At 39.3% G+C, this 14,432-nt stretch carries 9 protein-coding genes; 6 read left to right on the forward strand and 3 right to left on the reverse strand.

The genetic code is table 11. The features are described 5' to 3' along the window. Positions 1–356: 356 nt before the first annotated feature. From F8S12_RS18205 to F8S12_RS18215, 3 genes are all read left to right on the forward strand, one after another. On the forward strand, positions 357–1,058 hold the full coding sequence (locus F8S12_RS18205) for a M23 family metallopeptidase (RefSeq protein ID WP_196517536.1): 702 nt from the start codon (positions 357–359) through the stop codon (positions 1,056–1,058). A 185-nt stretch (positions 1,059–1,243) separates the two neighbouring features. Further along, the gene (locus tag F8S12_RS18210) at positions 1,244–1,639 is read left to right on the forward strand and encodes a hypothetical protein (protein WP_196517537.1); all 396 of its coding nucleotides are present in this window, start codon (positions 1,244–1,246) and stop codon (positions 1,637–1,639) included. Between the two features lie 409 nt (positions 1,640–2,048). After that, complete coding sequence (locus F8S12_RS18215) at positions 2,049–3,818, forward strand: WD40 repeat domain-containing protein (protein WP_196517538.1); 1,770 nt, start codon at positions 2,049–2,051, stop codon at positions 3,816–3,818. Positions 3,819–3,964: 146 nt separating this feature from the next. Here F8S12_RS18215 and F8S12_RS18220 read toward each other — a convergent pair whose 3' ends face one another. After that, positions 3,965–4,438, reverse strand: coding sequence for a shikimate kinase (locus tag F8S12_RS18220; RefSeq protein WP_196517539.1), 474 nt, complete (start codon positions 4,436–4,438; stop codon positions 3,965–3,967). 670 nt (positions 4,439–5,108) lie between these two features. Next, entirely contained in the window at positions 5,109–6,074 is a 966-nt protein-coding gene (locus tag F8S12_RS18225) for a glycosyltransferase family 2 protein (RefSeq protein WP_196517540.1), read from the reverse strand. A 430-nt stretch (positions 6,075–6,504) separates the two neighbouring features. Here F8S12_RS18225 and F8S12_RS18230 point away from each other — a divergent pair, with 430 nt between their 5' ends. Both F8S12_RS18230 and F8S12_RS18235 read left to right on the forward strand, forming a co-directional pair. Further along, positions 6,505–8,841: a PhoX family protein gene (locus F8S12_RS18230; RefSeq protein ID WP_196517541.1), complete on the forward strand. Its 2,337-nt coding sequence runs from the start codon at positions 6,505–6,507 to the stop codon at positions 8,839–8,841. 575 nt (positions 8,842–9,416) lie between these two features. After that, positions 9,417–11,765, forward strand: coding sequence for a PhoX family protein (locus tag F8S12_RS18235; protein WP_196517542.1), 2,349 nt, complete (start codon positions 9,417–9,419; stop codon positions 11,763–11,765). Positions 11,766–11,980: 215 nt separating this feature from the next. Here the strand turns inward: F8S12_RS18235 and F8S12_RS18240 are convergent, their stop codons facing one another. Beyond that, positions 11,981–12,526, reverse strand: coding sequence for a PEP-CTERM sorting domain-containing protein (locus F8S12_RS18240; protein WP_196517543.1), 546 nt, complete (start codon positions 12,524–12,526; stop codon positions 11,981–11,983). A gap of 814 nt (positions 12,527–13,340) precedes the next feature. Between F8S12_RS18240 and F8S12_RS18245 the strand changes: the two genes are divergently transcribed. Then, positions 13,341–14,315 (forward strand): cation diffusion facilitator family transporter, encoded by a 975-nt coding sequence (locus F8S12_RS18245; RefSeq protein ID WP_196517544.1) that lies wholly within the window; start codon positions 13,341–13,343, stop codon positions 14,313–14,315. Positions 14,316–14,432: the final 117 nt, after the last annotated feature.

The raw sequence follows: 14,432 nt of genomic DNA on the forward strand, positions 1-14,432 counted from the left end.
ATGCAAAGCCATAAAACAACCATAACTATTTAATTCTGGTAATCACTACCAAATAAACGTGTCGATAAAAATTATACCTACGTATTTAAATGTATTAATCATTTCTCCTGTAGTCTGATTTTTTACTTTCTAATTTAAACAGATGAGATTACAAATTTAACAGTCCAAAATCTGATATTATTTAGTTGAATTACTTAAACTTCTATATCCTAAAAGAAAAGTACTACAAAAAATATAAATAATCCGCTAGCTTTCGTAGGGCAAAATTTTCATCCTTGATCAGGATTTAAATTTGCATTTTATGAAAACTAGAAAAAAATATCCGAATACTTTATATTAAATTGAGGAATTGAAAAATGCGTAAGAGGCAACAAAAAGTTGTACTTTCTGGAGCCACATTATTGATATTAGCATTGGGTATTATAAGTTCAATTACTCTATTGCCTAAGCCAGAAATAGTCACAGCTAGACAAGTTAAGCCAAAGAAAGCACCCAGAGCTACGAGTTGGCTAGCAGCTTCTTTCCCAATAGAAAACTTTCAAGCCTACACATCACCATTTGGTTATCGCCTTGCCGCTACTGGTGGTTCTAATTGGGAATTTCATGGAGGCTTAGACATAGCGGCTCCACAAGGTAGTTACATTCGTAATTGGTGGGTAGGTACTGTAATTAAGGTTGGCGATGGCAACGCTTGCGGCTCCCATATAGTAATTAAATCAGGAGAATGGGAACATACTTATTGCCACATGGAAGGAAACGTGGAAACTGCATCTGGTCGTCGTTATTTGATTGACCGCGCAGGTGGAATTCAAATCTGGGAAGGTCAGCAAATACCAACTGGAGCCAGAATTGGTAGGGTAGGGATGACTGGACGTACTACTGGGCCACACCTCCATTGGGGATTAAAATATAGTAATAACTATGTAGACCCTGCACTTGTTTTGCGAGAAATGTTTTCCCAGCAAAAAGTTGCCAGAGGAAAGGCTTCAAAAGTACCTCCTCAACAGTCACAAGTCATAATTCAAAAGTCAAAATTTATTCGTAATTCTGGTTATTAGTCAGGGTTGAAGAAGAATTCACTATTCAAAAGTGGAGCGTTTGCGGCTCCACTTAGTAAGTAATTGGCAAGAATAAATTAAGCTATATTATACTCATCTCCTCAATTATACTTAATTCCATTGTAGGAAGTATTTTGGTAAGCAATTGTATCAATTTAGTAAATAACTTTTCTTTAGATTTACTTATGCCTAAAAAATCTCAAACAAATCTAGAACAATATCAAGATGTCAGATTAGCTGCCACGACAAGAATTTGGGGAATTACAGTAGCCATTCTCGGAGTTTGCGTCCCGCTTGCAGAGGTTACTAGAAGCGGTGCTATTCTTCCTTTAGTTGCAATTGGTGGCGCAGCTGTTGGTACAGTTGCTGTTTGGCGTTCTGATGAGCGGAAATCAAAAACTAACTATTTGCAACAGCAGCAAATAGAATTATTAGAGCAGAGATTAGCGAATTTAGAAACAATTGTTAGCAGTGATGACTTGAGCTTGCAAATGAAAATTAAACAGATTGAGGCAAGAGATACTTTTGGCGACTCCTCTGATGTAAGTACTACACCCAGACAACCAAAACGCAAAGGTTAAAATTAGCTAATCTTCACCATTTATGCTAATTTCAGATGATCTCTCCTAAAATCAGCCACAGGAGACTACTTTTGTGTAGGTATTTGTTGGCTTAAGGTTGCCACAACCTTTGAAATCCCTCTAACAGTAAACCTTCCTTTGCAGCTAGAAATGTTTTTAGGGAAACAGTATCTCGTTCTTCATCTCCGTTAAAATCGACTAACATCATCTAAATTCTCTATACCTCAGCTGCATTAGCTAATCAAATGTCTAAATGCTACACATCTCTATCTTTACCCGCAAATATATGTTAATAGCTGTGTTTTATTAGACTCCTAACATTAGTGAATTTTTAATGAACTAAAGGTTATAAACTTGAGTAATTACATTGGTATAGCTTACGGTAAGTATAAAATAGTGTGCCGCAGGAATGCAGATGGATTGGATTAGCTTACTCAAAGCTCAACAAGCTGACTTCCTTCAACGTGTGAAAAAACCCAAAACTTATGACTTATCTTTGCTGGAAAGTCAAGTTAAAGGTTGTCACACTGAAATTATGGCCTTTTGGGGCGAGCCTTTGGCAAAACTCCAAGAGCTTTCTCGCCAACAAGCAGAAGTTCTCGCCAAAAATCCGCCGCCTACTCCGCCTGAATATCCTGAGCCTCTTGACTGGACGATGCCTTTTCCCAAATATTTCCAGCAACAAGCCCAAGATTATCTTTTGCGGGAGCAAATCGTTGATTGCGTGATTACTGAACGCTTGGGCAAGTTGGTAAAAAAGGTGTCACAAGATACGTTGCAAAACATGATTTTAGATGATGAAGGAAATTTGTGTGGCGAAAGCAAATTTTCTTATGTACTAAAAGATAATCCTCAGCTAAGTGTTCAAGTTTATGTTGCTGATGGAGAAAGTTTTAATGGGATTAAAAAAGACAAAATTAGGTGGTCGGTTACTCAAGAAGATTTAAAAAATCACCAAGTATTAATTTTTCTGTGTTTGTTTTATCCATATACAGGTAGTTTAGGATACGAAAAACAAAGCATAATTACAGGTTTTTTACCTACAAATCAAATTGAATTTACTGAACCAAAACTCTACATTAGTCCGAGTAACTTGTTGTATGCGGGGGGGTTGAGTTGGTATTTAGAATCACTTCTTGGGAAAAAAGACGCGTCACCAGTAATTAATGAGAGAACGATCGCAGAGACAATACAAACTCTACCATCAGAACATTGCCTTAAGGGTATAGTAGGTGATTGGGAATGCTGGCAAACTTTGAAAGGACACACCAGAGGAATTAATTGCCTAGCTTTTAGTTCAGGATGTAAGAATGGCAAAACTTTACCCATATTGGCAAGTGGTAGTCGTGGAGAAACAAAGCTATGGGATCTAACTAGGGGTGAATTAATAGATACATTGTCAGAGTATCCTTGGGTGATGTCTGGGCTGGTGGATGAAGTGAATTCCCTAGCCTTTAGTTCAGATGGACAAACTTTAGTGAGTTGCGGTGCAGATTCCACAATTAAAATTTGGCACGTAGGCGCTTTAGACTTGATAGATATTTTACACAAACATAATGGAGTAGTGCGGTGCGCTGCTTTCACCCCCGATGGTAGAATGTTAGCCACTGGCGGAGATGACAGAAAAATTCTGTTTTGGGATTTGATGCAACGTCAGGTTGCGATCGCACTCTCTTTAGATGATACAGCTGCTCATTCGCTGGTTTTAAGCCGAGATGGGCAAACTGTGGTTACAGGCAGCTATCGCAAAATCAAAGTCTGGCGCACCTTACCCAAGACTGGGATAAAAAGTTTAAAGGACGCGCAACCACTGCATACCCTCATGGGTCATTCTCATATCGTTCGTTCCTTAGCAATCAGTGCAGATGCTAAACTGCTGGTAAGTGGCAGTTGGGATCAAACGATTAAAATTTGGCATTTGGAGACTGGGGAATTACTTCATACTCTTAAAGGACATAAGGATAGAGTATATGCGATCGCTTTAAGTCCCAATGGACAAATTATTGCCAGTGGTAGTGCCGATAAAACAATCAAATTGTGGCATCTACAAACAGGAGAATTGCTGGGTACTTTTACTGGTCATACTAACACAGTTACAGCATTAGCTTTTACAGTCTCCGGTGAAATGTTGGTTAGCGGCAGTTTAGATAAAACAATTAAAATTTGGCAACGAAATTAAAACTAATTCGTAATTGATGAGTCTTTCAACTCCATTTAATGATAATGAGTCTTTGAGATTTATATTCCTAACTATTAAATAATTCTGGGTATCCAAACCTGCAATCAAGACTTTTTCAAACCAGGATTATTTGTGGCGTGATTGGCTTATGTAATAATTTCATGTTTTCTGCCATTATATTGATTAAATATTGAGCGATGGGATGAATAACCAAATTCATCATCTCGTTCTTCATATTGTTGAATCCAATTCTGTAGAAACTCAAATGTTTGTGCTTGCTCCTCGGTTGATTTAAATTTGTGCGGTTCCCAAGGACGATTGCGGTTATTTTCAAGACACTTATTAATGCCGGGATTTAGGAAATAGATTTCAGTCGAGAATTCGATAGCAGCTTTGATTAGTGTACTGTAGCAGCCTTCAATTACCCAAGAAATATTATTTTCTATGAAGTCTCGTAGATCCTTTGCTGAATCTTTTTGAGGACGCCGTATAGCAACTTGATTTGGTTCCCAGACTATAGTATCGAGATCAAGAATTGGAATCCTCAAGTCTTTACCAAGTCTATTTGCAAGAGTACTTTTTCCCGAACCGGAATTGCCAAATATTAAAATTCGATGCATTGTGGTGAATGTAATTAAGTACGGTGCGTTAGTCTACGGGATAACACACACTACATTTAAATTCCTTAACATAACTTGAAATATTAGCGCCAACTTACTTAGATAAAGTCAAATTTAATAAGTAAAAGCTTATTTGACTTACTCAAACTCCAGTTTGCTTACTCATTTTGGTGTTTTCCGCAAGCAAAAGCTTATTTGACTTACTCAAACCCTAGTTTGCTTACTCATTTTGGTGTTTTCTGCAAGCAAAAGCTTATTTGACTTACTCGAAAGCTTATTTGACTTACTCAAACCCTAGTTTGCTTACTCATTTCGGTGTTTTCCGCAAGCAAAAGCTTATTTGACTTACTCGAAAGCTTATTTGACTTACTCATTTCAGTAAATCACATACTCATTAAAGTAATTCACACACTAGTGACAACTATCCCCATTTTCCTCGTTTCCTCGTTCCCATGCTCTGCATGGGAATGCATTCATTGAGACTCTGACTCAATGTCTGACTAAAAGCAGCAGCCCCTAATCAGCCATTCCCATGCTCTGCATAGGAACGAGAGAACAATGGGAAAATCGAGCTTTTTTCGACTTGTGTGTACACCGTAGTTTTCATAAAGAGAAAGGCGACTGGCGTGCAGTTTATAACCGCCGATTTAACGTTAAGTTTATTTTTGAATCACAATATTTCCTGCATTTTAGCATAGGCTTCATAAACGCCCTTCACGTTGTACCAGTTGAGGAAAATCCGAGCAATTTCTAAAGCCAATTGAGGTTTGCCTAAGTTAATTAACCATTGCAAAAAAGGTGCCATTGTCCGTTCATTCAGTGCGCCATTGAGTGACAAAATGCCCCAAAGTAACCGATGTAGCCAAGTCATTTGAATCATCATTCGCACTTCCCATGTGGGATGCTTTTGATAAAATAAAACTCCCATACGTCCACGTTGAATTTCTTGGTCAATCAATCGAGGGATTTGCTCTAATTTAAATGCTGGATGCCAGTGATACCCGACGGCTTCTGGACATTTAATTAGTTTCAAATCTAGTTTTTTTAGCCGTACACCTAGCTCTAAATCTTCCCAGCCATAGAGTTGAAACTTAGTATCAAAAAGTCCAGCTTTTTCTAACCAATGTTTGGGAATTGCGACATTTCCCGTAGCAAAAAAAGCTGCGGAAAAATCTGTTACTTTGTAGGGTTCAGCAGTTGGGTGATCAAAATTGCAAGTATTGATAACTGCACCGTAAGTAAAAAAGCGATCGCTTCCCAATTTCTCTTTTCCTTGCACTAATGCGTTACCATGAGCTTGCAAGAACTTTTCCAGCACCACTAAATCACTATCAATAAAGATAATTGTGTCTCCTAGCGCCTGTTCTACCCCCAAATTTCGAGCCGCAGCCGCGCCAGCATGGTTTTGCTGAAACCATCGGACATGGGGAAACTCTTCTTTGTGTTCTGCTAACCAATCCAATGTGCCATCAGTAGAACCATCATCCACCAAGACAATCTCGTAACCAATAACTGAACTTGGCTGACTCAACTCCTGCATTTCCAAGGCACGGAGGCACTTTTCCAAAATCGGTTGGCGATTATAAGTCGGTATTACAACGCTGAAAAACACAGTTTCACCCACAACACTACCCATCTCCAGGATAGGACAGATGGGGCGCTGACGCTGTTCCTTACCTGATTCTGCTTACGTAGAACTCAAGGTTTAATAATTCTTAGTTAATTAACATATAACCTCAACTTAACTTTTGTAAACTATTTTTAATAAAAAAAAGATCCCGACTTCTTTAAGAAGTCGGGGATCTGACGCCTCTCGGTGTTACAAATCAAATAGGATTGCTATATAACGGTTTGCAACTGCCTAGATTATAGATGTGCTACACTAGCCCATGCTTCATTTAAATGAGAATCGCTATAAACCAGGCAATTAATCTTTAATTTCTTAATAAGAATAGATTATTAGTTATTTAAAACGTGCCGAATTTCATAAACTTAAGAGTTTCTGATGTTAATTAAGTAGAATTCTTTTCTAGTAAGTTTTTGCTGTCACACCAGAGGAAAGTTTAATGTCTAAATTGAGTCGCAGACAAATTTTAATATTTTTTGCTGGCGGTGCTGGTGCTGCTTTGGGAAGCACACTTTTGAAAGGTTGTGTCAGCACTCAAGAAGTCAAAACTGCGTCATTGGGCTTTACACCTGTACGTTTACCACATCCCCTACCAATTTATCAACAGCAGACAAATTTCTTGCCAACAAAAATTGGTGAGGGAGAAGTAGTTAATGTATCTGCGGATGTAAAGTTAAGTAGCTACAACATTATTGATGATGTGGTAGTACCACCAGAGTATGAACGTTATGTAATTGCCAGTTGGGGCGATCGCGTCTTTCCTAACAAAGATGATTATTTCGGTTATAATAACGATTTCACTGCTTTTATTCCCCTTGATCAAACTAATGATGTCGGGTATTTATGGGTCAATCATGAATACGTTAGTTTTCCATTTTCTACCTTATTACTAGAAGATTCCTCTGATCTTAAAGGACTGCCCGATGCATTTGAAAACGTCATCGGCTGGGCTTTACCCACTAGCCGAAATATTGAAGTTGAAGGGGAATCTTTATATAATCAAGGCGGATCAATTATCCGCATCTCTCGCAGTAATACCAGTAAACGTTTTGCTGTGGTCAAAGATGCCAAAAATCGCCGCATTCATGGTCTTTCTGGGTTGGGAATCAATAGCCAACGAAATGATAACTACAAAAACCTCACTGCTTGGGGAAGTCGCAACCACCAGAAAGGTGATCAAAATTATTTAATCGCAACTGGCCCAGCAGCAACGGAAGTTTTTAATCTCAGTTCTGATCAACTAGGTAATAAAATTATTGGTACCGCCTTTAACTGTTCTGGCGGCAAAACTCCTTGGGGCACAATCTTATCTGCGGAAGAGAACTTCCAAAATAGCGTCACCGAAGGAGTCAAAGCTAATGGGACTCAGACAGAATACAAAGATAAAAGTATCGGCAAGACTTTTGGTTTAGTAGGAGAAAAATACGGCTGGATTGTCGAAATTGACCCGAACAATCCAGAATTTCGCCCTCGCAAACACACTTGGTTAGGTCGTTATCACCATGAAAATGTTGCCCTGCGTGTTGAACAAGGCAAGAAATTAGTTGCTTATTTGGGTGATGACAGACGTGGGGGACACACTTGGAAATTTGTCAGTGCAAGCACTATCTCTTCCCCAACCAGTAAAACTAACAGTAACTTGTGGGAAAAAGGGACTTTGTATGTTGCCAGTTATAATCCAGACGGTACAGGTAAATGGATACCGTTACTCTTAACTACTGCTACCAATCCAATTACGCCCACAATTTTATCTTCTGTAGAATTTGCGGCGTTGCAGAAAGTCCAAAAAGAAGGTCTTTTATCACTGCCAAGACGTAATGGCATTGCAGGTCAAACCGAAGATGGTGGTATGTTTAAATGCGATCGCACTAACGAAGCAAAAGCACTACCTGATTATCAAAATAAGAAACTATCTGACTTCTACTCTACCCAAGGTGCAGTTCTTAGTGATGCCTTTTTAGCTGCAAACTTAGTCGGGGGAACTCCCACCGCCCGTCCAGAAGATATAGAGGTACATCCAACCACCAAAGAAGTTTTCATTGCCTATACTGATGGTGCCCCAGGTAGCGATGGTTATCCTGATTCGCGGATTTTCCAAGTTGCCAAGTTAAGTAAAGATGCTAACGGCACTCAGCAATCAGGAGGACTGTACAAGATTATTGAAGATAGTGCCGATGCTACAGGTTTAACCTTCAAGTGGCAGAAATTTGCCCAAGGTGGCGAAGCTGGATCGTTATCTGGTGCTGGTTTTGCCAATGTAGATAATCTACTGTTTGACGATGAAGCAAATGTTTGGGGTGTCACAGATATGTCTACCGGCACTCACAATGGTTTTGATGTTGGCGCTGAAGGTAAGCAAACCAAAATCGATCACACAGTTAGCGGTAATGTTTCTGATTTTACAGGAGTATTTGGTAATAACTGGCTGTTTTTTATTCCGACCAGTGGCGCTAATGCTGGACGAGTAATACCCTTTGCCTATGGGCCAGTGCGTTGCGAAATGACAGGGCCAAGTTTCGTAGGAGATACACTGATTCTTTCAGTACAGCATCCCGGTGAAGATTGTCCAATTAACGATGGCACAATGTTAAGCCGCAGCATTGAACTACTAGATTTAAACGGCACTACATTTAATCAAACTCGGAGTTTACCTCGTGGTAGTAGTTGGCCGAGTAATATCTCAAAAACTGATGGTGGTAAAGAGCAATCTACAGGTGTTCCTCGACCATCTGTAATTGGTATCCGCCCTAAAAATTCTCGCAGCAAGTTTATTTAATAACTATATTTTCTTTTCAGCAAAGCTTTGAAAAATAGTGCGATCGCCTTCAGTGAAATTTTTTGCCCAGAGGATTTATCTCTGGGCTTATTTTCTCTCGTTCCCAGTCTCAGACTGGGAATGTATTCCGAGAGGCTCTGCCTCCAGTTAGACAATTGAGCCAGAGACTCAATGAATGCATTCCCAAGCGGCAGCCCAGGAACGAGGAAAGCCTTATCAAGTTAGTTTTTAGGACTTGTGTGTACACAGTAGCTTTTTAAGGCTTGTTCGGGGGGATCAATAAGTGCCTAAAATTACAACCAACCACTTTTCAAACAACCTCTTAGTCAGTTAAAGAATAAATCTCCATTAATCAAAATATAACCTGGCGTTAATTTTTGGTGATTAAATTATATGAAAAACTAAAAGAATTTTGTCTAGTTAAGTCACCTAAATAGTAAACAACCTTTTGTTTAATAACAGGTTACTTGCTATGCAAAATCTATGGCATTTCACATAAACAATTGACGGTTTTTCTGTCAGTAATCAAGATTTGCCTTGACGGAATTTTTGATGTCACAAGAGAGGAGAGTTTAATGTCTAAATTAAGTCGCAGACAACTTTTAATATTTTTTGGAGGCAGTGCTGGTGCTGCTGTGTTGGGAGACACAATCCTGGATAGTATCACCAACATTGCCGAAGCAACATTTAAGCGACTAAGCTTTACACCATTGCGCTTACCTCACCCCCTAGAAATTTATAAATACCAAAAGAATTTCTTGCCAACAGGAATCGGTCAGGGACAAGTCAAAAATGCATCTAATAATGTTAAGTTAAGTGCCTACAACGTCATTGATGATGTGGTAGTGCCACCAGAGTACGAACGTTATGTAATTGTAAGTTGGGGCGATCGCGTATTTCCTAACAGCAGTGATTATTTTGGCTACAACTGTGACTACACAGGTTTTGTTCCCCTTGGTAGAACCACAGATGTAGGATATTTGTGGGTTAATCACGAATACGTAAGTTATCCTTTTTCTGATATTGCACCAGGAACTCCTGGTGATATCCCTATAGGGCGCACCACCTTTGAATCAGTAATTGGATGGGCTTTACCTGCTGTCAGAGGTCTTGAATTTGACGGAGAAGCTTTATATAACTTAGGCGGATCAATCGTCCGCATCTCTCGTCGTAATGCTGACAAGCGTTTTGCTGTTGTTAAAGGTGATGTGAGAAATCGCCGTATTCATGGTCTTTCTGGCTTGGGAATCAATAGCCAAAGAAGTGATGGATATAAAAATATCACTTCTTGGGGAAGTCGTAGCCACCAAAAAGGCGACCAAAACTATTTAATCGGAACTGGCCCAGCTGCAACTGAAGTATTTAACCTCTCCTCCGATGGATTGGGTAACAAAATTATTGGCACCGCTTACAACTGCTCTGGTGGTACAACTCCTTGGGGAACTATTTTAACTGCTGAAGAAAACTTTCAAGCAGGCGGAGGATTTTTTGTTGGTGTTACAGAATCAGTCAACCCCAATGGGACTCAGACAGGTTACACCGCTGACACTACTGGTACTACCTTCGGTTTAGTTGGGGAAAAATACGGTTGGATGGTCGAAATTGACCCCGTTAATCCGAATTTCCGCCCTCGCAAACACACTTGGTTAGGTCGTTTCCGCCATGAAAACGTTGCCATGCGTGTCGAAGCAGGTAGAAAACTGGTTGCTTACCTGGGTGATGACAGACGTGGGGGACACACTTGGAAATTTGTTAGTACAGGTACTATTTCCTCGCCAACTAGCAAAGCCAACAGCAGTTTGTGGGAAAGTGGTACATTGTATGTCGCCCGTTACAATACAAACGGCACAGGTCGATGGATACCGTTACGTTTATCTACTGATACCAATCCCCTTGCGCCATCGGTAATTTCTTCTGTAGAGTTTGCCGCTTTGGGTTCTGCTCAAAGAAATGGTCGTTTATCCCTACCAAGACGCAACGGCATTGCAGGTCAAACCATAGACGGTGGTTTATTCAACTGCGACACCACCAACGAAGTGGCTGCTTTGCCTGGTTATCAAGGTAAGAAACTATCTAACTTCTATCCTACCCAAGGCGCAATTCTGTCTGATGCCTTCCTAGCAGCAAACTTAGCTGGAGGAACTCCTACAGCTCGCCCAGAAGATATAGAAGTCCATCCAACCACCAAAGAAGTGTTCATTGCTTATACTGATGGTGCGCCAGGAGGCGATGGCTATCCAGATTCGCGGATTTTCCAGGTTGCTAAGTTAAGTCCAAATGTTAACGCGACGCAGCAATCAGGAGGATTATACAAGATTATTGAAGATAGTGCTGATGGTACAGGTCTAACCTTCCGTTGGCAGAGATTCGCTCAGGGTGGAGAAGACGGTTCGGTGTCTGGTGCTGGTTTTGCGAATGTAGATAACTTAGTATTCGACAATCAGGCAAATGTTTGGGGTGTAACAGATATGTCTACCAGCACTCACAATGGTTTTAATGTTGGTGCTGCTGGCACTCCAAACCCCATCGACCACACAGCGACTGGTGATGTTTCCAGTTTCACAGGAGTTTTTGGTAACAACTGGCTGTTTTATATCCCCACCAAGGGTTCTGATGCTGGAAAAGTAATACCCTTTGCCCAAGGCCCGGTGCGTAGTGAAATGACTGGGCCAACTTTTGTGGGAGATACGCTGATTCTTGCAATACAGCATCCTGGTGAAGATTGCCCGATTAACGATGGCACAATACTGAGTCGCAGCATTGAGTTACTAGATTTAAATGGTACGACCTTCAATCAGGCTCGCACTGTACCTCGTGGTAGTAGTTGGCCTAGTAACATCAATGGTCAACCTAAAGGTAATCCCCTTCCATCTGTAATTGGTATCCAACGGAAGAATTCAAGTGGCAGTGGCAATTTTATTTAGCATCCTCTACGGGTGTAAAGATGTTGCCATTCAGCATCTTTACATTGAAGTTCTAGCAAAAATCGCTGCTTTATAATTTGGAATTACAAATGCACACAGATAACTTATCTGTGTGCATTATTTGTATAATCACCAAGTTAAACCATTTAGTTGAAAACTGGTTACAACTTGCTCGTAGAAAGCCCACGAGGTTGAGCCTGAGTTAGTAAAAGATTTTATTTCTTCTTGCGTTTGAGGTATAACCCCATAACACCAGCTAGAACTGTACCACCAAGAGTCATAGGTTCTGGTACAGGCTGTCCCGTAGAGTAACTTACTGTACCCACCTCTATTGCAGATAATAAGTCAGCACTAAGAATGCTAGAAAATTTTGCTCCTCCTATATTTGGATTACCTGGATTATCCCCAATGAAAAACTGATCTTCAACCAAGTAGCTTAGTCCTAACAAGTTGCCATTTGTAAAGCTGACTACAGGAGATAATGGGTAATCAAAATCACTGGACTCTGTATACTGAGTACCTAAATAGTTAAACAAAATGGATAATCCATTGCTAACCCCTAGATTTTCATCACCTATGCCAGTTAGGGTTGAGTCTTCATATTGAAAAGAACCGAAATACTGACCAGGATTGTCACCAGATATCGCATTCACGGTGAAATCGTAATTAACCACAGCGGCTTGTGTCGGTTTAGCACCAACAGCAGTGATGGAGATGGCAACAGCAAAAGTAGCAATGCCAAAATATGAAGCTAATTTCATTAGAAAATACTCCAAAGCTAAAAAGCTATAGTTCTGTAATTTAATTTAAATACCCTTTTAACCACCTTATGTAGGTTAAGAAATATCACATCAAAGACGATTTTCATATAATCTTTAAGCTTGTCAGGCATATATAAATTTCTTATGAATTCATCCCAGACTATTAGTAGTAAGTGAATATGCAAATCAGAAGCTTACAGACTTTAAAATAATATTCGCACGTTATATAAATCAGTCAAAAAGATTCTGAATCTCTATTCATAGATATATGTCTGTGCATCAAAAATGTGTTTATTACCTGTATGAGTAGTAGATATTAAAGATAATGGTTATCATACTACCAGGTTAAATGAGAGAGCGATGTCTTCTCTACGAGACGCTACGCGTAGCTTGCTTCCCGAAGGGTACGACGGGCTACGCCTACGCAAGTTTTGATTACAAATCAAATCATTGTGCAATTAGTCAAAAATTAATAATAGGATGATTGCTGTAAATTGCAAGTGTTAATCTGGCTTGATTACAATTTTTAACAAAAACATTGCCATTTCTTAACCTGGATAAGATAATTTTTATGTAGATAGATTAATTTTCTATTGCTTAAATATTTCTGAATTTATAACGTATCTATCTTAAGAACGAGATTAGTGAGCAATTTTAGAAAAATACATTGGTAAACAAAGCCTCTAATTATAGGCTGTTGAAAAATAGTTTTTAATAAACAACATTTTCAGTTAACAACATACTCGCCAAAAATAGAGTTGGTGAGATTTTTTTTCAGATAATATTATAATACTGTAAAAAGGTTTTTTGAGTAATGCTTTCATTTCAATGGTGTGGATGTGCAGATAATTCAGTAAAAATAGTTAGTAATCAGCAAAAAGCAAGAATTTTGTGGATGATAGTAGGTTTACTTGCTATTTTTTTTATTGCTGAGTGGAGTGTAGGTTTATGGAGCCAAAGTTTATCTTTGCAGGCGGATGCTGGACACATTTTTTCTGATATTACAGCGCTAGCGATATCGCTACTTGCCAGTTTTTTAGCACAGCAACCAGCTAAGAGAAAGGCAACATTTGGACATCAGCGTATTGAAGTTTTAGCAGCTTTGTTCAATGGATTAGCTTTGCTAGCGATCGCTACTTTTATCATATGGGAAGCTATTCAACGTTGGCAACATCCAGCAACAATTTTGGGCTTACCAATGTTAGGAGTTGCGGTGTTAGGTTTAATCGTCAATCTGTTCAACATTACTTTGCTTCATCCCCACACTCACAACGACTTAAACCTACGGGGGGCTTTGCTTCATGTTATCGCCGATACTGCTAGTTCTGTTGGCGTAATTATAGCTGCCTTAGCAGTCCATCTTTGGGATTGGTGGTGGGCAGACGTTGCCATTAGTTTAGTAGTTGCAATTTTTACTGGTTTAAGCGCTTTACCCCTAGTCCAAGAAAGCCTAAAGATTTTTTTGGAGTATGCACCAGAATCAATTGATCCTGCTGAAGTGGAAATATCTCTCAAATCTTTTCCTGGTGTTGTTCAAGTAGAAAAACTTCATATCTGGACAATTAGCTCAAATAAAGTAATGCTTTGCGCCAATTTGACTGTCGAATGTCCAACTATTCAGGAACGCGATCGCTTACTCAATAAATTGCAAACTCACATCCAAAAAACTTTTAATGTTGCTGAGATAACTTTGCAGCTAACTAACTGTAAAAAACCTTCAGTGCCGCCAATTCATCCATTATTTAACCAAAACTTAACTTTAATGTTGTCTACAAATAAAACGAATTGAAACCAGAGTAATAATTAAATACAGAATGTTACTGAAAAAAATTATTTTTTATTATATTGTACTTCCTTTGTTGACTTAAATTAAGATTTACAAATGATGCTTATTGGCATTTATAAA

The organism is Nostoc sp. WHI (assembly GCF_015714725.1).
Taxonomy (GTDB): Bacteria; Cyanobacteriota; Cyanobacteriia; order Cyanobacteriales; family Nostocaceae; genus Nostoc.

Coding starts and splice junctions, on each gene's coding strand:
- F8S12_RS18245 (WP_196517544.1), top strand. CDS start 13,341: ATGCTTTCATTTCAATGGTGTGGATGTGCAGATAATTCAGTAAAAATA.
- F8S12_RS18215 (WP_196517538.1), top strand. CDS start 2,049: ATGCAGATGGATTGGATTAGCTTACTCAAAGCTCAACAAGCTGACTTC.
- F8S12_RS18240 (WP_196517543.1), bottom strand. CDS start 12,526: ATGAAATTAGCTTCATATTTTGGCATTGCTACTTTTGCTGTTGCCATC.
- F8S12_RS18220 (WP_196517539.1), bottom strand. CDS start 4,438: ATGCATCGAATTTTAATATTTGGCAATTCCGGTTCGGGAAAAAGTACT.
- F8S12_RS18210 (WP_196517537.1), top strand. CDS start 1,244: ATGCCTAAAAAATCTCAAACAAATCTAGAACAATATCAAGATGTCAGA.
- F8S12_RS18225 (WP_196517540.1), bottom strand. CDS start 6,074: ATGGGTAGTGTTGTGGGTGAAACTGTGTTTTTCAGCGTTGTAATACCG.
- F8S12_RS18235 (WP_196517542.1), top strand. CDS start 9,417: ATGTCTAAATTAAGTCGCAGACAACTTTTAATATTTTTTGGAGGCAGT.
- F8S12_RS18205 (WP_196517536.1), top strand. CDS start 357: ATGCGTAAGAGGCAACAAAAAGTTGTACTTTCTGGAGCCACATTATTG.
- F8S12_RS18230 (WP_196517541.1), top strand. CDS start 6,505: ATGTCTAAATTGAGTCGCAGACAAATTTTAATATTTTTTGCTGGCGGT.